A 19,221-nucleotide genomic window follows, 5' to 3' on the forward strand; every position below is an offset into this window, starting at 1 on the left:
GAATGTTGAAGTTTTATTAATTGTATAGACTAGAGGATAGGCTATCCTTATAAAAATAGACGGAGGTTTCGATTCATCTTTGGTTGGGGACAACATAATTAGAAAACTTTTGAGGTGATGAGAATGAAGAAAATCGGAGTACTTACCAGTGGGGGCGACGCTCCAGGAATGAATGCAGCCATTCGTTCAGTTGTTCGTAAGGCGATCTATCATGGTTTAGAGGTTTATGGGATTAAGTACGGATACCAGGGCTTAATTGATGGTGACATTGAAAAGATGGAGCTTGGTTCTGTTGGGGACATCATTCAACGAGGAGGTACAAAGCTTTACTCTGCTCGTTGTGAGGAATTCAAGACAGAAGAAGGTCAGCTTAAAGGGATCGAACAAATGAAAAAACATGGCATCGAGGGCTTGATAGCCATCGGTGGTGATGGTACCTTTATGGGGGCTAAAAAAATCACGGAAAAAGGATACCCATGCATTGGTGTTCCAGGAACGATCGATAATGATATCCCTGGAACTGATTTCACAATTGGGTTTGACACAGCCTTGAATACGATTATTGATGCCATTGACAAAATACGTGACACAGCTACGTCCCATGAACGTACATTTATTATCGAAGTTATGGGTCGTGACGCTGGTGATCTTGCCCTTTGGGCTGGACTAGCAGACGGAGCTGAAAGCATCATCATCCCAGAAGCTGAGGATGATTTTGAAGACATCATCGATCGTTTGAAGCGCGGTCATGATCGTGGCAAGAAGCACAGCATTATTATTGTAGCTGAAGGTGTCGGCAGTGCTGTAGACCTTGGTCGGAAAATTGATGAAGCTGCTGGTTTAGAATCACGTGTAACCGTTCTTGGGCATACGCAGCGAGGTGGTTCTCCAAGTGCTGCTGACCGTGTATTGGCAAGTCGTCTTGGCGCTTATGCGGTGGACTTATTGTTGAACGGACATGCCGGTCGTATGGTAGGTATACAGGAGAATAAATTGGTAGATCATGATATTGTAGAAATCCTGAACACGAAGCACAAGATCGACTTCGATATGTATCGTCTTTCCAAAGAACTATCTATATAATGCAAGAGGCACTTGAGGAGGAAATAAAATGTTTAGAAAAACAAAAATCGTTAGTACAATCGGACCTGCTTCTGAGTCTGTAGAAAAATTGACCCAGCTTATTGAAGCAGGGATGAATGTTGCTCGTTTGAATTTCTCTCACGGAGATTTTGAGGAGCACGGAGCTAGAATTGACAACATCCGTGAAGCTTCTAAAGCGACAGGAAAGACTGTAGCTATTCTACTTGATACAAAAGGCCCGGAAATTCGTACGGGAATATTGAAAGATGGAGAAGCTTACTTGGAAAAAGGCTCGACGACTTATGTTTCTATGGATGAAATTGAAGGAGATGCTGAACGCTTCTCTGTTACTTATCCTGGATTGATCAACGATGTTCACCCAGGCTCTAAGATCTTGTTGGATGATGGCCTTGTTGAACTTCAGGTAGAAGAAATCGACAAAGAGAAAAATGAAATTAAGACGACTGTATTGAACAATGGCCCATTAAAAAACAAAAAAGGTGTCAATGTTCCTAACGTAAGTGTCAACTTGCCTGGAATTACAGAAAAAGATGCGAAGGATATCGAGTTCGGAATTCAGCAAGGCGTTGACTTTATCGCTGCATCTTTCGTACGTCGTGCGTCAGATGTCCTGGAAATTAAAGAACTTCTTGAGAAGCATAACGCCAGTCACATTCAAATCATTCCTAAAATCGAAAACCAAGAAGGTGTCGACAACATCGATGATATTCTTGAAGTCAGCGATGGCTTGATGGTTGCTCGTGGTGACCTTGGTGTCGAAATTCCAGCTGAAGATGTACCGCTTGTTCAAAAGCGTTTAATTCGTAAGTGTAATGAAGCAGGTAAGCCTGTCATTACAGCTACTCAGATGCTTGACTCTATGCAACGTAACCCACGTCCAACACGTGCAGAAGCGTCAGACGTTGCGAACGCCATCTTTGATGGTACAGATGCTATTATGCTATCAGGTGAAACTGCAGCAGGAGATTACCCTGTTGAAGCCGTTCAAACCATGCATAACATTGCAAGCAAAACAGAAACAGGCTTAAATCACATGGCTCTATTGCAGGAACGTTCAAAACATAGCGATATGACAATCACAGATGCGATCAGTCAATCGGTTACTCATACCGCTATTAATTTGAATGCAGCAGCGATTGTTACACCTACTGAGAGCGGGCACACGGCACGGATGATTTCTAAGTACCGTCCAAAAGCCCCGATTGTAGCGATCACTTCTGATGAAGAAGTAAACCGTAAGCTATCACTTGTTTGGGGTGTTTATGCTGTGATGGGACCTCGCGCTTACTCTACGGATGATATGCTGGACGTTGCTGTTGAACGCAGTCTTGCTTCCGGTCTTGCCATTCGCGGTGACCGTGTAGTCATTACTGGTGGGGTACCTGTTGGTGAAAGTGGTACGACAAACTTGATGAAAGTACACGTCATTGGAGATGTCCTTGTCAAAGGACAAGGCGTAGGCCAGAAGAGTGCTTATGGACGTGCTATTGTTACTAAAAATGCACAAGAGGCCATCGACCGCATCGAGGATGGAGACATCCTGGTCACCCAAGGTACTGACCGTGACATGATGCCAGCCATTGAAAAAGCGGCCGGTATTATTACAATGGAAGGTGGACTTACATCTCACGCAGCTGTTGTAGGATTAAGTCTTGGTATTCCAGTAATTGTTGGGGTTAATGATGCTCTTGAATTGATCAAGGATGGCTCTGATATTACTATTGATAGTTCACGCGGAGATATTTACGAAGGTCATGCCAGTGTTTTATAAGTAAGAGATCGATTGAAAAAGGCAGGGGAGTATTAACTTCCCTGCCTTTTCTTTTCATTGTGTTCTGAAAAAAGGTATAATAGAGGAAATGGAAAGAAGGGAAGATGCTATGTTTCGTTGGTTATTGCTGTTTATTTTAGTGGTACCCGCATTAGAGATTGGCGTGCTCATATGGACAGGAAACTTAATTGGACCATTATGGGTCATTTTATTAATTATTATGACGGGTGTGTTAGGTGCATGGCTGGCGAAGAAGCAGGGATTAGAAACGATTAGGAACTTTCAACAGTCCGTACAGTATGGACAGATGCCTCAAGATACCCTTTTGGATGGTGCCTGTATACTTGTCGGTGGTGCGGTATTGCTTACACCTGGCTTCATCACAGATGCGATTGGTTTTTTACTGTTGTTCCCAGCAACCAGACTCCCTATTAAACGCGTGATCCGAAATGCGATTCAAAAAGCCATGCAAAAAGGGACGATTACAATATACAGAAAATAAATGCAAACTCAGAGATTCATTTCTCTGAGTTTTTTCCTTTTTCTAATTCTCACTTTCAATTGCACAAAAGCTCTCTATACTTGATGACTCAGTTTTGAGGCTTTTGTCGAGTGGGTGGGTCTGCGGGGGATGCGGTGCCCAACACAAGGTGAGGGCATTTGATGTTGGCACAGGACGTGCCGGACTTAATCGAAATTCCTCTATTCTTTGAGCCTCTTCGGTATCCGGTTACGGCGCCTAACAAGTGTTGAATACCAACGCTTGAAGTTCTCTCTCTAAATAGAAACAATCGTTAGGTTTTTCCAATGATATATGTCCAAATTTCTTTAGTCACTCCTGTTTTAACTAATGTCTGTATTGTCATGAGCACCATAGGGCTGATCAGCATTCCTAAACCTCCAAAAAGTTGAAAACCGAGAAAAAGGCTGATGAGAAGGATGATTGGAGGGACTCCGAAATGATCAGCCAGCAATTTTGGTTCTAAAGTTTGTCTTGTGATCATGACAATCATATAAAGAATGGATAAACCAATCGTCATCATAAATTCTCCCGTCAGGAATTGATAGATGATCCATGGGATGAAGATGATACCTGTTCCTACATAAGGGATGAAATCGACAAGAGCAGCAAGAAATGTTATGGTCAGAGGGTGTGGAGCACCAATAATCAGTAAACCTGTCGCAATGATTGAAGTTGAAATCATAACGAGCATGCACTGAGCGCGGATCAGTCCTTTGATGGTTTGGATGAATTCACCACGGAAGATGTACATACGTTCAGCAAGAGCTACGGGGAAGGTTTTTCTTAAGAACTTCACGATTATATTCCAGTCTTTACATATGAAAAAAGTAGCAAGCAGGGTAATAAAGGTGAAGGCAAAAGAAGATGGCAGCTCTGCAAGGAAAAGGCCTGTTGCTTCAAGAGCACTGTTTAACAAAGAAAGGCTTGTCTCACTGAATTTCTCCTGGGCCATTCCTAAGTATTCTTCCAATCTTTGTTGCTGAGTCACACTCAACTTGTCGGTGAATGCCTCTCCCCTTGATACCAGAGGGCTCAAGAGATTCATTGCCCCTTGAGTTAAGTAGTTCGTTAGTAGATAAAAGTGACCAGGAACCCCAGATGCTAGATATTGAATACCTCGAATAATTTCTGCCACTAATAACACAAAGACTCCACCTGCAAGCCCGCCGAAAATAAACAGGACTAGCAAAATAGCCGCTCCCCTTGGAATTCGCAACTGTATGGTTAACAATCGAATAAAGGGCTGGAAGAAAAACGATAACACTATAGCAAAAATAAATGGCTGCAAGTAGATCCATGAGAAATAAATTAGAAATAGAAGGCTGATTGTGATAAGTACAACGAAAATAATGCGCAGGAACACTTGCAATATTTGGTTATTCATATCATCCACCTCCCCTGCGTAAAAAGAGTTCGAGATTTGATCGGACAATGAATCTGGAGCTATCAATGATTATATATTCCTAACAATCAGGTAGGAATATTCGATAAAATCCTGCAAAATTAAACGGTTTCAATTCACATTCTCTTCAGAATACTTTATAATTGTCTGTGGGGTAGTTTTCCTATAAAGCTAAATAAGCAAATAGTAAAGCGTTTTCTTATCGAGAATGTCAAGAAAAATGGAATTTTTTGAAAGGGAGAGATTGTATGTCATCATCAACTAAAGGTCTTGAAGGAATTACAGCAACTGAATCATCCATAAGTTCTATCATCGACGATAAACTGACATATGTCGGATATGATATCGATGACCTGGCCGATCATTCCAGTTTTGAAGAGGTTGTCTATCTTCTCTGGAATCAGAAGCTACCTAAAAAAGAAGAATTAGATGCTTTTAAAGAAGAACTTATTTCAAATATGGACATTCCGACTGAGGTTGTCGATCATCTGAAGTCTTATGATCTATCGACAGTACACCCTATGGCTGCTTTACGTACGGCTGTTTCTATGCTTGGACTTTATGATTCTGAGTCTGATGTCATGGAAGAGGAAGCGAATAAACGAAAAGCGCTGCGTTTACAAGCGAAAATTCCTACGGTTGTAACTGCATTTGCTCGTATCCGTAAAGGAGAAGAGCCGGTTTCACCTAAAAAAGATTTAAGTTTTGCAGGAAATTTCCTTTATATGCTTAACGGAAAAGACCCGGAAGATTTAGAAGTAGAAGCCTTTAACAAAGCACTTGTCCTTCATGCCGATCATGAACTGAATGCATCTACTTTTACAGCCCGTGTTTGTGTGGCTACGCTCTCTGATGTGTATTCTGGAGTGACGGCGGCAATCGGAGCTTTGAAAGGTCCATTGCATGGTGGTGCAAATGAACGCGTTATGAAGATGCTGACCGAAATTGGAAGCGTAGAGAACGCGATTCCTGCCATTGAGAAAAAACTTGAAAATAAAGAAAAAATCATGGGTATGGGGCACCGTGTCTACCGTTCAGGAGATCCACGTGCAAAACACTTGAAAGAAATGTCCCGTGAATTGACAGGACTTACAGGTCACTCCAAATACTATGAAATGTCTATTAAAATTGAGGACTATATCAAAGAGAATAAAGGTCTTCCAGCGAACGTGGACTTTTATTCAGCTTCTGTTTATCATAGTCTTGGAATCGATCACGATATTTTTACACCAATCTTTGCCGTTTCCCGTGTATCCGGCTGGTTGGCGCATATTCTCGAGCAGTACTCCAACAATCGTCTGATTCGTCCACGTGCTGAATACGTAGGACCTAAAGGCCAAAGCTATACACCAATTGAGGATCGATAAGAGAGCAGCCGGTACGCCGGCAAGCCTCCCTTTTTATTCAACTTATTTTAACGTATGATAGAAAAGGATGATCCATCCATATTTCTTACAAAATATTAGGAGGGTTTATTGTGACACAAGCACAAAAAATTACAGTAGAACAAAACGGAACACTAAATGTACCAGAGCGTCCGGTTATTCCTTACATCGAAGGTGATGGAATCGGTCCTGATATTTGGGCAGCCGCTAGCCGTGTGATCGAAGCTGCCGTTGATAAAGCATATAATAGTGAGAAATCCATCGAGTGGAAAGAAGTACTTGCTGGTCAGAAAGCTTATGATGAAACTGGTGAGTGGCTTCCAGAAGCAACTCTGGATACAATCAGAGATTACAAGATTGCAATCAAAGGTCCTTTGACGACTCCAATTGGTGGCGGAATTCGTTCATTGAACGTAGCTCTTCGTCAAGAGTTGGACTTGTTTACATGCCTGCGTCCTGTACGCTACTTCGAAGGTGTACCTTCCCCGGTTAAGCGTCCAGAAGACACAGATATGGCAATCTTCCGTGAAAACACTGAAGATATTTATGCAGGTATCGAGTGGCAAAAAGGAACACCTGAAGTGAAGAAAGTGATCGACTTCCTTCAAAATGAAATGGGTGTACATAACATTCGTTTCCCTGAAACTTCCGGAATCGGAATTAAGCCGGTATCCGAAGAAGGTACGAAGCGATTAGTTCGTGCAGCAATTGATTATGCATTGAACGAAGGACGTAAAAACGTCACGCTCGTACACAAAGGAAACATTATGAAGTTCACAGAGGGCTCCTTTAAGGCTTGGGGTTATGAAGTTGCTGAAGAGGAGTATGGTGATAAAGTATTTACATGGGCAGAATATGACCGCATTGTAGAAAAAGAAGGCAAAGACGCTGCAAACAAAGCTCAGGATGCAGCAGAAGCTGAAGGTAAGATCATCGTGAAAGATGCGATTGCAGATATCTTCCTTCAACAGATCCTTACTCGTCCGAAAGAGTTCGATGTTGTTGCAACGATGAACCTGAATGGTGATTATATTTCTGATGCACTTGCTGCACAAGTGGGTGGAATTGGAATTGCTCCAGGTGCAAACATCAACTTCGAAACAGGACACGCGATCTTTGAAGCGACACATGGTACAGCTCCGAAGTATGCTGGTCTTGATAAAGTGAATCCATCTTCTGTTATCCTTTCTGGTGTGCTTATGCTTGAGCACCTTGGTTGGAGAGAAGCGGCTGATTTAATCACGAAATCTATGGACAAAACAATCGGAAGTAAAGTTGTCACATATGATTTCGCTCGTATGATGGAAGGCGCAACAGAAGTGAAATGCTCTGAGTTCGGTGATGAACTGATTAAGAATATGGACTAATCAATAAGGGAGAGTGGGTCATGATGGCTATTCGTAGAAACAAAGTATCCGTAATCGGTGCTGGTTTCACTGGTGCTACGACAGCGCTTATGCTCGCACAAAAAGAGCTGGGAGATGTTGTACTCGTTGATATTCCCGATATGGAAGATCCAACGAAAGGAAAAGCTCTGGACATGTTGGAAGCGAGTCCTGTTCAGGGATTTGATGCGAAGGTTACTGGAACTTCTGACTATAAGGATACGAAAGATTCAGACCTTGTCATCATCACTGCAGGGATTGCTCGTAAGCCTGGTATGAGTCGTGATGATCTAGTCAATACAAATTCAAAGATCATGAAGAGTGTGACTAAAGAGATCGTCAAAAACTCTCCAGATTGTTTTATCGTTGTATTGACAAACCCTGTTGATGCCATGACTTATTCAGTATTCCAGGAAGCTGGTTTACCTAAGAATCGTGTCATCGGGCAGTCCGGCGTTCTAGATACAGCCCGCTTCCGCACGTTTGTTGCTGAAGAACTTAATGTATCCATCAAAGACGTCACAGGCTTTGTCCTGGGTGGTCACGGTGATGATATGGTCCCACTTACACGTTATTCTTTCGCCGGCGGCATTCCTTTAGAGAAATTAATCTCAAAAGAACGTTTAGATGCGATTGTAGAAAGAACGCGTAAAGGTGGAGGAGAAATCGTAGGTCTTCTTGGAAATGGAAGCGCCTATTATGCACCTGCTGCTTCGTTAGTTCAAATGGCAGAAGCAATCTTGAAAGATCAGCGTCGAATTCTTCCTTCCATTGCCTATTTAGAAGGTGAATATGGATATGATGGAATCTATCTAGGAGTTCCTACGATCCTTGGTGGAAATGGAATTGAAGAGGTCATTGAGCTTGAACTGACAGAAGAAGAAAAACAGCAGTTGGATAAATCGGCGGATTCTGTTAAAAATGTATTGAATGTATTAAAATAAAGAAGAAGGGATTCGGGGGGAACCCTCGAATCCCTTTTTTAAACGGTGAAGAAAACGTTTACAAGAGGTGAGGATATGTTAGGCAAAAAAAGAAAGCTTGGAAAGAAGATCAATGATATAAAAACGGGCGAAAAATTCACAACTTCTTTTACAGTCGAAGACCGTGATCTACTCATGTACCTAGGTTTGACCGATGATGCAAATCCTTTGTACATCCAGCATGATTATGCTTCGCAGACTCCTTTTAAGCGTCCGGTAGTACCGACAGTTATGGTGTTTGGTATGGTGTCTTCTATTGTGTCCATGCATTTACCAGGTCCAGGTAGTCACATTATTCAGCAAAACCTAGAATACCCTAAGCCTGTTTATCATTATGCAGATGTTCGTTTTCATGCCGAAGTGACAGCTATCCATAAAGAAGACCATCAAGTTGAACTTCAAGTAGTAGGATATGATGAGGAAGGCGACGAGGTTGTGAAAGGTACACTGATCGTTCAACCCCCATATGAGCCCGATTCTATGAATTCAATCTCGTTGGAAAACTTTTATTAAATTTGGAAGTGTCTTTTAGTTTTTACTCCATACCACAAGCCGCTTGGACTCAAAAGAGACCAGTGGCTTTTTCTCTTTTCTATATACCTCTAGAGATCGTAGCACCACCTGCTTCTTTTTCCTATTCGTTTAAGATTCTTTAAGCGGATGAAAAAGAGCTTAGTGTCTATATTAAGATTAAGTAAAAATGGTAAAGATCCGTATTCAAATTGTAAACTTCATTGTATGATGAAAGTAACTTGTAGTAGAGGTGATGGCATTGGAACAAAAAATTCTAATCGTAGATGATGAGGAGTCTATTGTAACTTTATTAAAATATAATATTGATCAAGCCGGATATGAGACAGATGTGGCCTATAACGGGACGGATGCTCTTGAAAAAGCATCGAAAGATCACTTTGATTTAATTGTTCTTGACGTCATGCTTCCAGGGATGGATGGTATGGAAGTCTGTAAGAAATTAAGGCAAATGCAAGTGAATACTCCTGTTCTAATGTTGACAGCAAAAGACGATGAATTTGATAAAGTTCTTGGTCTTGAGCTTGGCGCAGACGACTATCTGACCAAACCATTCAGTCCTAGAGAGGTCGTAGCTAGAATCAAAGCGATCTTAAGAAGAATGGTTAGAGAAAATGCTGTAAACGATCAAAAGATCATCCAGATTGCCGATCTATCTATTTACCCCGAACAATACGAAGCAACAATAAAGGACGAGCCTTTAACGTTTACTCCTAAAGAATTTGAACTTCTCCTGTACCTTGCACAAAACTTAGGCCGTGTTCTTTCAAGGGACCAACTTTTAAGTGCCGTATGGAATTATGATTTTGCCGGTGACACTCGTATTGTCGATGTTCATGTTAGCCATTTACGTGAGAAAATTGAACCTGAGACGAAAAAGCCAGTGTATATAAAAACGATACGCGGTCTCGGTTATAAGATGGAGGAACCTAAGTAAATGACCTCCAATACTAGGCCACTAATGACCTATACGGTTTTAGTGGTCATTGTCATGCTCGGGCTGGGGATCATTCTTGCTCAACTGACCCGCGGCTATTTTATCAACATATTTGAACAGCGTGTAGAGCTAGAAAGTCAATATTTCATCACGTATTTGGATCGATTTACAGAAGACCGGGAAGTAAGTCAGGATGAGTTATATAACTTTAGTGAACAGTTGAATACAGGCATGATTTTTATATCAGATTCCGGACAAAGAATGATTGATACGGTGGATGCTGTACCTGTTATAAGTAGAGATGAGAAGCAGGAAGTGATTACACGGGTGGAAAGTGGCACTTCCCCGATGAATGAAGGGCAGATGCTGGATGAAATCTTCTATTACCCTGTGAATAATAGTGTAGATGGTATAAATGGCACCCTTATTCTTCTTTCACCTGTAGAGGCTTTGACCAATATTACAAAAAACATTTGGCTTTTAATTGGATTTACGTTACTTCTAGGGCTTTTGGTCATTTTTGTTATTGGGTTTAACGTGTTCTCTAAATACATTCGCCCTATTCGATCAGCCGCTAATGTCGCTACAGAACTTGCGAAAGGAAATTATAAAGCAAGAACATATGAAGGGCATTTTGGTGAAGCAGGACAGCTTAGCCAGTCGATCAATATTCTGGCTAGGAATTTGCAGGAGATGACGAGTACAAAGGGTATGCAGGAGAATCAATTAGAAGCGGTTATAAACAATATGGGGAATGGGTTAGTGCTGATCGATGAAAAAGGCTATATTCTTCTTTTGAATCGTGCTTTCTTAGAAACGTTCAAAGGAGAGCAAAAAGATTTTATCGGTCATTTGTATCACGATGCTATTCCTTACACAACCATTCACGAAACTGTACAAAAGATATATATGTTTGAAGAAACGGTTAGCGAAACGTTTGTGCTGCCTGTTAATATTGACCGGAAGCACCTAGAAGTGACCGGAGCTCCCATTTTCAGTGAAGATCATAAGTGGAGAGGTGTCGTATTGGTTTTCCATGATATATCAGAGCTGAAACAATTGGAGCAGATGAGAAAAGACTTTGTAGCCAACGTCTCACATGAATTGAAAACTCCGATTACTTCTATTCGCGGCTTTTCAGAAACCCTGCTTGACGGGGCTATGAAAGATGAAAAGATGCTTGAGCAGTTTTTACAGATTATCTTGAAGGAAAGTGGCCGTTTGCAGTCCTTGATTCAAGACCTTCTGGAGTTGTCCAAACTTGAAAGAGATGACTTCCTTTTAAATGTAGAACAGGTTGAAGTCCAACGGTTATTAAATGATTTACTGCCCATTGTGGAACAGCATGCCGAGCAAAAACATGTCAAGCTCCATGCATCCGTGCAAGGGAGTACATGGATCCAAGGGGATTCCAGCCGTTTGAAGCAAGTGTTCATGAATTTGCTTACAAATGCCATTAATTACTCTGGTGATGAAGGAGAAGTTACATTAGAATTTCAGGAACTTAAAAACCATGTAACGATTAAAATCACTGATAATGGTGTCGGAATACCAGAAGAAGAAATATCAAGGATTTTTGAACGGTTCTACCGTGTGGATAAGGCGAGAAGTAGGAATTCAGGAGGCACAGGTTTAGGTCTTGCCATTGTTAAGCATATCGTAGAAGCTCATGATGGAACCATCCATGTCGAAAGTGAAGTGGATGTCGGGACAGCCTTTTATGTCGAGATTCCAAAGAATTTTACGGAAAATTAATATTTCATTAAATTAAGGTTAACAATACTTCGATAGAATACCTTTGAAACCCTTTCATCCAAGGTGTTTTCTCTTTTTGGCAGAAGCTTCCCTCGCTTCTGCCTTTTTTTTGTTTCGATTCCGTTATGATCTTGTAAAAATACACCCCCATACTCCCCATTCAAAATTCAATCCCTTAACCCAATAATCCACTATATGGCACGTTTGTTGAAGACTCAGTTTCGAGACTTTTATTGAGTGGATGGGGGCTACGGGGAATAGATCGCTTTCTGCGGGAGCACGATGAACCTCCTCAGGCTGACGCCTTGCGGGGTCTCACCTAGCACTCTTTTCCCGCAGGAGTCTCGCCATTCCCCTCCGCCCCTTTGCTATATCAGTGTCTCGAAACCACTTCCAGAATAAACAGCTATTCCGTTTGATTCGAGCATAAGATTAAAACTCCCATGCCTAGGTATTTGAACCCTGAAAACATATCCAAACTGAGTTTTCCACAATCGGGAGTTTGGAAAATGAAGGTTACTTTTTTGAAACCTTTTTGTTACATAACCGTAATTATAGTATCCATAAAAAGATAAAGGGGAAGTCGATATGAGTCTTAAACAATTTTACAAATGGACGGGCCTTGTCGTTGTGGGTGTGTTGCTGGTTATTGCGCTTATCACGACTTGGTACACCGTGGATGAATCGGAGCAAGCCGTGGTGCTTACGTTTGGGAAAGCTGAAGACGGCATCACCGAACCAGGCTTGCACTTCAAAATGCCATGGCCGATTCAAGAAGTAGAAAAAATGTCGAAAGAAACGTTCAGCTTGGATTTCGGTTTCGATGACAGCGGAGAAGAAACGGATAAAGTAACGATGATTACAGGAGACGATATGATCTTACAGGCAGACCTTGTCGTCCAATGGAAGATTACAGATCCAGCGGCTTACTTGTTTGCTTCAGAAAACCCTGAACAAGTTTTATTCAATGCCACATCCTCTTCACTTCGAGGTGTGATTGGGAGTAGTGAAATTGATGAGGCTCTAACTTCCGGTAAAGCAGAGATAGAAAATGAAGTAAGGGAAGGCTTGGTCAGCTTGGTCGAAGGCTATGAAATTGGTGTATCTATTATAGACGTACGACTTCAAGAGGTCGATCTTCCGAACAAGGAAGTGCGCTCTGCGTTTACAAAAGTGACAGATGCTCGGGAACAAAAGCAAAGTAAAGTGAACGAAGCGGAAAAATATGCCAATCAGAAGCGCGAGGAAGCGCTGGGTGAAAAGGACGCGATTATTCAACGGTCGGAAGGGGCGAAAGTAGAGAGAATTCAAGAGGCTACCGGTGCTGTTGCTAGTTTTAATGCCTTGCTTGATGAGTATCAGGGTAACGAAACGATTACCCGTGAGCGTCTTGTCATGGAGACACTTGAAGAAGTGTTACCAGAGGCTAACGTGTACATTATGAATGATGATGGAAACACAATGAAATACCTGCCTTTAAATCAAGGAACGGTTCAGAATGTAGCGCCTCCTAGTTCGGCGGAAGATGAGGAGAGTGAAGAATCATGAGTGAAGAATTTTTTAATGAAAATGAAAAACAAAAGAAGGATCTCAGGAAGTACGTAAGAGCTGGAGTTCCATTACTCGTCATTATAGGGATTCTCCTTATCGGTATTAATTCGATCGTGATTGCTAAAGAGGGAGAGTATAAGGTCGTTCGTCAATTTGGAGACGTTGTGAAGATTCACGAAGAACCGGGGCTTAAATTCAAGATCCCATTAGTACAAGAGGTTTCCACACTCTCCAAAAAGAAAATGGTCTATGATGTCGATGAAAAAGAGATTACCACATTGGATAAAAAGCGGATGATTATAGATAATTATGCCATCTGGAGCATCACGGACCCAGAAAATATGATTGCAAACGCCCGTACTGAGATGAATGCAGAAGCGAGAATGGGAGAGTTTATTTTCTCCATTGTCCGATCTGAATTAGGGAAGATGAATTTTTCTGAGATTATTAATGAGGAAGAGAGTTCCAGAGGAGTATTGAACGAAGAAATTACAGCTAAAGTAAACGAATACTTACAAAGAGACCATTACGGCATTGTTGTAGATGATGTGCGAATCAAGCGTTCAGATCTACCGGAAGCCAATGAAGAAGCGGTTTTTAATCAAATGATTACAGACCGCGAGAAAATTGCTCAACAGTATCTATCCGAAGGAGAAGCGGATAAGAGCAGAATCCGTGCAGAAGTAGATCGTGAAGTACAGGAGATGTTGTCTACAGCTCGAGCCAATGCTGAAAAGATTCGAGCAGAAGGCGAACAGGAAGCGGCACAGATCTATAACAATGCCTTTTCTCAAGATCCAGAGTTCTACCAACTTTATCGAACCCTGGAATCCTATAAGAAGACGATCGATGGTGAGACGACCATTATCCTTCCTCAGGATTCTCCTTATGCTGAATTACTTTTAGGTTATTTTGAATAAACGATCAGGCACGCCTTTTTCCTCTCTACTGTAAACATGGTAGAATGATGAAAAAGGCGTTTTTTATCAGGTGTTGAAACCTCAGATTCGATTGAATAAGCATACATTGATTCATTAAACCAACGAAGACTAAGGAAAAAGAAACAGACGAAGATCCTCCATCGAGCATCTTCTATAACGAGGAGTGAGCCAATGGCTGAGAAAGTGGTATTAATTGATGGGAACAGTATTGCGTACCGGGCATTCTTTGCACTGCCCCTGTTGAACAATGATAAAGGGGTGTACACGAACGCCGTGTATGGATTTACAACTATGTTGTTGAAAATTCTGGAAGAAGATCAACCGGATCATCTGCTCGTTGCTTTTGATGCCGGTAAAACAACATTCCGTCATAAAACTTATGAGGATTATAAGGGTGGCCGGCAGAAAACTCCTTCTGAACTATCTGAACAGTTCCCTGTCCTCAAGGAGCTTCTGGATGCGTTTGAAGTCAATTATTATCAGCTTGAGAATTATGAAGCGGACGATATCATAGGAACTCTTGCGACACAGGCGGGGGAAAAGGGCCTTGAAGTTAAAGTTATTTCAGGGGACAAGGACCTCCTTCAACTTGTGAATGAGAAAATAACCGTGAGCCTGACGAAAAAAGGGATTACTAATGTGGATACATACACCCCTTCTTTCCTTATGGAGAAGATGGAAGTACGGCCAGATCAGATTATTGACCTGAAGGCGCTCATGGGAGATAGTTCTGATAATATTCCTGGTGTCCCCGGGGTTGGTGAGAAAACGGCGGTCAAACTTTTGAAGCAATTTGATACGCTGGAAAACCTTTATGAGAACTTAAGTGATGTGAGTGGGAAGAAGTTGAAAGAGAAACTGGAAACAAATAAGGAAGAGGCGTTGATGAGTCAGCAGCTGGTTACCATCGAGCGTGAAGCCCCAATCGAAATCAACATCTCTGATATTGGTTATTCCGGTTATCAATCTCAAAAAGTGAGCGAGTTTTTTAAAGAGCTTGGATTCCAATCCCTGCTATCCCGTGTCCAGGAAGGCGGTGCAGAATCTGAAGAAGCTCATGAACTCCCGGAGATTGATGTAGAAGTGGTGCAGGAAATAACAGCAGATCTTTTTACAGGGAAAGAGTCGGTGGTAGTCGAAATGCTTTACGACAATTACCATACGGCGCCAGTGGAAGGCATTGCTATTGTAAATGACCAACGAAAATTTGTCCTTACTTTGGAAAATGCTAAAAACTCGGACGCGTTTCAAACGTGGGCGGAAAGTGCAGAAAATGAAAAATGGGTCTTTGATGCGAAGCGGACCAGTGTGGCCCTTTTGCGTCATGGCATTGAGATGAAGGGGATTACGTTTGACTTATTGCTTGCTTCTTATTTGATCAACCCCGCTGAGAATAACCATGATATTCCTGCGATTGGCCACCGTTTAGGTGAAACAGCCGTCAAATACGATGAAGAAGTGTATGGAAAAGGCGCTAAAATGAAACGTCCAGATGATGATCAGGAGTTCTATGAGCATATTGGAAGAAAAGCATCTCTTCTTTATAACATGAAAGAGGATATGGAAAAGAAACTGAAAGAAAATGAACAATATCAGTTATTCAAAGAACTTGAAATGCCATTAGCGCTTATTCTTGGTCGGATGGAGCATCGTGGTGTGTGTGTGGACGTTGAGAGGTTGGAACATATGGGGGAGGAACTGGAAGAGCGGTTGAATAAGGTTGAACAGGAAATTTATGAACTTGCAGGAGAGAGTTTCAACCTCAATTCCCCTAAACAACTAGGGCCCATTTTATTTGAAAAGCTGGAGCTTCCAGTAATCAAAAAGACGAAGACCGGTTATTCCACTTCTGCGGATGTTTTAGAGCAATTGGAAGATCAACATGAGATCATTCCTAAAATCCTTCTTAACCGTCAGCTCAGGAAGCTGAAGTCGACATATATCGAAGGTCTACTTAAGGTCGTTCATGAAGAGACCGGGAAAATTCATACACGCTTTAACCAAGCTTTAACCCAAACGGGTCGATTAAGTTCCACGGATCCTAACTTACAGAATATCCCGATCCGCCTCGAAGAAGGGCGTAAAATAAGACAGGCCTTTATCCCATCTCAAAAAGGGTGGGTTATGTTTGCGAGTGACTATTCCCAAATTGAACTTCGTGTCCTCGCCCATATTGCTCAGGATGAAAAGCTTATGCAGGCGTTTAGAGAAGGGGAAGATATCCACACCCAAACAGCAAGTGAAGTTTTCGGTGTATCGAGGGACGACGTTACAAGTGAAATGAGAAGACAGGCGAAAGCCGTAAACTTTGGGATCGTTTACGGAATCAGTGATTATGGCCTGTCTCAAAGCCTTGGTATTACACGGAAAGAAGCGCAAGCTTTCATTGATAAATATTTTGAAAGCTATCCAGGAGTCAAGTCTTATATGGATGAGACCGTGAGGGAAGCGAAAGAGACAGGATATGTATCCACATTTATGAACCGTAGGCGGTACCTTCCTGACATTAAAAGCCGGAACTTTAATAAGCGCAGCTTTGCTGAGCGGACGGCGATGAACACACCGATTCAGGGAAGTGCAGCCGATATTATTAAAAAAGCGATGATTGACCTTGAAGAAAAACTTCAAGAAGAGAACATGCAAGCCAAAGTCCTGCTTCAAGTGCATGACGAATTGATCATTGAAGCACCAAAAGAAGAAGTGAAACAACTAGAAGAGATTGTATCATCTGTCATGGAAAATACCGTAAATTTAGATGTTCCTCTAAAAGTCGATTCTTCTTATGGGGACACTTGGTATGATGCAAAGTAAGAGGAGAATGAAACAATGCCAGAGTTACCTGAAGTAGAAACAGTTAGAAAAACATTGAAACATCTCGCTTTAGGAAAAGAGATTGAAAAGGTATCCGTGTTTTGGGGGAATATCATCAAACAACCCCAAGATCCTAAAGAGTTTGAGCAGTTATTGGTGGGGCAGACCATTCAGGACATTGATCGTAAAGGGAAATTTTTAATCTTCCATATGGATGACATTGCCCTCGTTTCTCATTTGCGCATGGAGGGGAAGTTCGGCGTTTATGAGGGTGCGACCGAAAAGCCGAAGCATACCCACGTGATCTTCCATTTTACTGATGGAACAGAACTTCGATATAACGATGTGCGGAAATTTGGGACCATGCACGCTTTTCCAAAAGGAATGGAGCTTAAAAACAAACCGCTTATTCAATTAGGACCTGATCCATTCAATGAAGCTTTCACCGTCGATTATTTTCATGAGAGGCTGAGGAAAACGTCTAGAAATATGAAAGCGGTCCTGCTTGACCAATCGATTGTAGCAGGCCTTGGGAATATTTATGTAGACGAAGCCCTTTTTAGGGCAGGCATTCACCCTGAGCGAATCGCCAATACTTTATCAAAAGCTGAGGTTGAAAAGATTCGTGAAGCGAGTATATCGGTCATCCTTGAGGCTATCGAACAGGGCGGGACGACCATTCGTTCTTATTTGAACAGTCAGGGAGAAATCGGAATGTTTCAGCAGAAGCTCCGAGTTTATGGAAAACAGGATTCGGAGTGTGTCCAATGTGGTACTCCGATTACGAAGTTGAAGGTCAGTGGAAGAGGGACTCACATTTGTCCTAAGTGTCAACCCTTACACACTCCTAGGTAAACCCCCATATACTATCCCACAGCTTAAGATATGAAGGTGTGGGATGCATGGGGATTGGCATGTTCATTTTTTTGTTCGTTACAGCAGTCAGCATTGATAGCTTTGGAATCGGCTGCGTATTGGGTTTGAAAAAGGTTGGCCTTACTTTAAGAGGCGTCTTTTTAATTGCGGGTGTTTCCGGTTGTATGTTTCTATTGTCCTCTTATTTTGGACATTTGCTGGCAGCGGTGGTGGCAGCAGAAGAAGCCGAACGCGTGGGAGCACTTGCATTAATCGGAATCGGTATCTATTTTTTATGGCAATTTTTCAAGAAAGAGAAGGATAGTGAAGAAAAGAAAGAGCCCTGGCTTAATCCGGCAAAAGTACTGAACGACCCCTTAGCTGCGGATGTGGACCACTCCGGTGGCATCCGGGGGAAAGAAGTATGGCTGCTTGGGGCCGCGCTATCCCTCGATACCATTGGTGCTGGAATCAGTGGAGCGCTCATCGGAATTCCTATTTTATTTACAGCGGTTATGATTACTGTAGCGACTTTCTGCATGCTTGGATGTGGAATTTTGAGCGGCTCAAAGCTTAGTGATAAAGCAGAAAGTTTGTCCATTTTACCTGGAGTGTTACTCATCATCATCGGACTGATTAAGTTGTCTTAAGGAGGTGGCAGGATGACTTTAGTCATCGGATTAACAGGAAGTATTGCAAGTGGAAAAAGTACCGTAGCAGAAATGTTCAGAGACATGGATATTCCTGTTATTGATGCGGATCAAATATCAAGGGATGTCGTCAAGCCGGGGAAACCTGCTTACGAAGAAATTGTTGAAACCTTTGGAGAGCAGGTGCTGGAAGAAGACGGGGATCTGGATCGAAAAAAACTTGGTAAGATCGTATTTAGCGATGAGACGAAGCGAAAACAGCTGAATGGCATTGTCCACCCTAAAGTAAGAGAAGAAATGATCAGGAGACGTGAGCAGTATAAACAGCAGCAATATCAAGCAGTCGTCCTGGATATTCCATTGCTGTTCGAAAGCAACTTAACTGATTATGTAGAGAAAATTCTTGTGGTGTATGTGGATGAAGAAACGCAAATGGAGCGTTTGATGGAAAGAGACCAGTCAGGACGTAAGGATGCTGAAGAGCGGATCCAAGCGCAGATCCCTGTAAAAAAGAAAGCAGAGATGGCGGATGCGGTCATTGATAATACTGGAACAATCAACGAAAGTTTACACCAATTAAAAGACATACTTCAGGGTTGGGGCATCGTATAATAACACGTCTGGGCAGGCGTGTTAT

16 protein-coding genes are annotated in these 19,221 nt (G+C 42.1%); 15 read left to right on the forward strand and 1 reads right to left on the reverse strand.

The annotated features are described in order from the left end of the window. The first annotated feature begins 123 nt into the window (after nt 1–123). The 3 genes from pfkA to HFA01_RS00395 all read left to right on the forward strand — a co-directional run bounded on the left by pfkA (nt 124) and on the right by HFA01_RS00395 (nt 3,377). Entirely contained in the window at nt 124–1,083 is a 960-nt protein-coding gene (gene pfkA / locus HFA01_RS00385; protein ID WP_146812590.1) for a 6-phosphofructokinase, read from the forward strand. A 28-nt stretch (nt 1,084–1,111) separates the two neighbouring features. Then, nucleotides 1,112–2,875 (forward strand): pyruvate kinase, encoded by a 1,764-nt coding sequence (gene pyk / locus HFA01_RS00390; protein ID WP_146812591.1) that lies wholly within the window; start codon nt 1,112–1,114, stop codon nt 2,873–2,875. Nucleotides 2,876–2,984: 109 nt separating this feature from the next. Next, nucleotides 2,985–3,377 (forward strand): FxsA family protein, encoded by a 393-nt coding sequence (locus tag HFA01_RS00395; RefSeq protein ID WP_146812592.1) that lies wholly within the window; start codon nt 2,985–2,987, stop codon nt 3,375–3,377. Between the two features lie 292 nt (nt 3,378–3,669). Here HFA01_RS00395 and ytvI read toward each other — a convergent pair whose 3' ends face one another. Further along, a complete protein-coding gene (ytvI, locus tag HFA01_RS00400; RefSeq protein WP_146812593.1) occupies nt 3,670–4,782 on the reverse strand; it encodes a sporulation integral membrane protein YtvI in 1,113 nt (370 codons plus the stop codon). Nucleotides 4,783–5,048: 266 nt separating this feature from the next. On the opposite strand from ytvI, the gene citZ reads away from it, so the two are divergent. The 12 genes from citZ (at nt 5,049) to coaE (ending at nt 19,196) form a co-directional block, all read left to right on the forward strand. After that, on the forward strand, nt 5,049–6,167 hold the full coding sequence (gene citZ / locus HFA01_RS00405; protein WP_146812594.1) for a citrate synthase: 1,119 nt from the start codon (nt 5,049–5,051) through the stop codon (nt 6,165–6,167). A gap of 110 nt (nt 6,168–6,277) precedes the next feature. Then, the gene (gene icd, locus HFA01_RS00410) at nt 6,278–7,552 is read left to right on the forward strand and encodes an NADP-dependent isocitrate dehydrogenase (protein ID WP_146812595.1); all 1,275 of its coding nucleotides are present in this window, start codon (nt 6,278–6,280) and stop codon (nt 7,550–7,552) included. Between the two features lie 23 nt (nt 7,553–7,575). After that, nucleotides 7,576–8,514, forward strand: a complete 939-nt coding sequence (gene mdh, locus HFA01_RS00415; protein WP_089650784.1) for a malate dehydrogenase — start codon at nt 7,576–7,578, stop codon at nt 8,512–8,514. A gap of 75 nt (nt 8,515–8,589) precedes the next feature. Further along, complete coding sequence (locus HFA01_RS00420; RefSeq protein WP_146812596.1) at nt 8,590–9,066, forward strand: MaoC/PaaZ C-terminal domain-containing protein; 477 nt, start codon at nt 8,590–8,592, stop codon at nt 9,064–9,066. A 259-nt stretch (nt 9,067–9,325) separates the two neighbouring features. Further along, the gene (locus HFA01_RS00425; RefSeq protein ID WP_146812597.1) at nt 9,326–10,021 is read left to right on the forward strand and encodes a response regulator transcription factor; all 696 of its coding nucleotides are present in this window, start codon (nt 9,326–9,328) and stop codon (nt 10,019–10,021) included. Beyond that, nucleotides 10,022–11,776, forward strand: coding sequence for a two-component system histidine kinase PnpS (gene pnpS, locus HFA01_RS00430; RefSeq protein WP_146812598.1), 1,755 nt, complete (start codon nt 10,022–10,024; stop codon nt 11,774–11,776). A gap of 588 nt (nt 11,777–12,364) precedes the next feature. Continuing rightward, a complete protein-coding gene (hflK, locus tag HFA01_RS00435; RefSeq protein ID WP_146812599.1) occupies nt 12,365–13,324 on the forward strand; it encodes an FtsH protease activity modulator HflK in 960 nt (319 codons plus the stop codon). Continuing rightward, the gene (gene hflC, locus HFA01_RS00440; RefSeq protein WP_146812600.1) at nt 13,321–14,247 is read left to right on the forward strand and encodes a protease modulator HflC; all 927 of its coding nucleotides are present in this window, start codon (nt 13,321–13,323) and stop codon (nt 14,245–14,247) included. Before hflK ends, hflC begins: the two co-directional genes overlap by 4 nt. Before the next feature lie 192 nt (nt 14,248–14,439). Continuing rightward, nucleotides 14,440–17,079, forward strand: coding sequence for a DNA polymerase I (polA, locus tag HFA01_RS00445; protein WP_146812601.1), 2,640 nt, complete (start codon nt 14,440–14,442; stop codon nt 17,077–17,079). A gap of 15 nt (nt 17,080–17,094) precedes the next feature. Further along, nucleotides 17,095–17,934, forward strand: a complete 840-nt coding sequence (gene mutM, locus HFA01_RS00450; protein WP_146812602.1) for a DNA-formamidopyrimidine glycosylase — start codon at nt 17,095–17,097, stop codon at nt 17,932–17,934. 47 nt (nt 17,935–17,981) lie between these two features. Next, nucleotides 17,982–18,584 (forward strand): sporulation membrane protein YtaF, encoded by a 603-nt coding sequence (gene ytaF, locus HFA01_RS00455; protein WP_146812603.1) that lies wholly within the window; start codon nt 17,982–17,984, stop codon nt 18,582–18,584. A 12-nt stretch (nt 18,585–18,596) separates the two neighbouring features. Continuing rightward, entirely contained in the window at nt 18,597–19,196 is a 600-nt protein-coding gene (gene coaE / locus HFA01_RS00460; protein ID WP_146812604.1) for a dephospho-CoA kinase, read from the forward strand. Nucleotides 19,197–19,221: the final 25 nt, after the last annotated feature.

Source organism: Halobacillus faecis, assembly GCF_007991335.1.
Taxonomy (GTDB): Bacteria; Bacillota; Bacilli; order Bacillales; family Halobacillaceae; genus Halobacillus; species Halobacillus faecis.

Coding starts and splice junctions, on each gene's coding strand:
- pfkA (WP_146812590.1), top strand. CDS start 124: ATGAAGAAAATCGGAGTACTTACCAGTGGGGGCGACGCTCCAGGAATG.
- pyk (WP_146812591.1), top strand. CDS start 1,112: ATGTTTAGAAAAACAAAAATCGTTAGTACAATCGGACCTGCTTCTGAG.
- HFA01_RS00395 (WP_146812592.1), top strand. CDS start 2,985: ATGTTTCGTTGGTTATTGCTGTTTATTTTAGTGGTACCCGCATTAGAG.
- ytvI (WP_146812593.1), bottom strand. CDS start 4,782: ATGAATAACCAAATATTGCAAGTGTTCCTGCGCATTATTTTCGTTGTA.
- citZ (WP_146812594.1), top strand. CDS start 5,049: ATGTCATCATCAACTAAAGGTCTTGAAGGAATTACAGCAACTGAATCA.
- mdh (WP_089650784.1), top strand. CDS start 7,576: ATGGCTATTCGTAGAAACAAAGTATCCGTAATCGGTGCTGGTTTCACT.
- HFA01_RS00420 (WP_146812596.1), top strand. CDS start 8,590: ATGTTAGGCAAAAAAAGAAAGCTTGGAAAGAAGATCAATGATATAAAA.
- pnpS (WP_146812598.1), top strand. CDS start 10,022: ATGACCTCCAATACTAGGCCACTAATGACCTATACGGTTTTAGTGGTC.
- hflK (WP_146812599.1), top strand. CDS start 12,365: ATGAGTCTTAAACAATTTTACAAATGGACGGGCCTTGTCGTTGTGGGT.
- hflC (WP_146812600.1), top strand. CDS start 13,321: ATGAGTGAAGAATTTTTTAATGAAAATGAAAAACAAAAGAAGGATCTC.
- polA (WP_146812601.1), top strand. CDS start 14,440: ATGGCTGAGAAAGTGGTATTAATTGATGGGAACAGTATTGCGTACCGG.
- mutM (WP_146812602.1), top strand. CDS start 17,095: ATGCCAGAGTTACCTGAAGTAGAAACAGTTAGAAAAACATTGAAACAT.
- ytaF (WP_146812603.1), top strand. CDS start 17,982: ATGGGGATTGGCATGTTCATTTTTTTGTTCGTTACAGCAGTCAGCATT.
- coaE (WP_146812604.1), top strand. CDS start 18,597: ATGACTTTAGTCATCGGATTAACAGGAAGTATTGCAAGTGGAAAAAGT.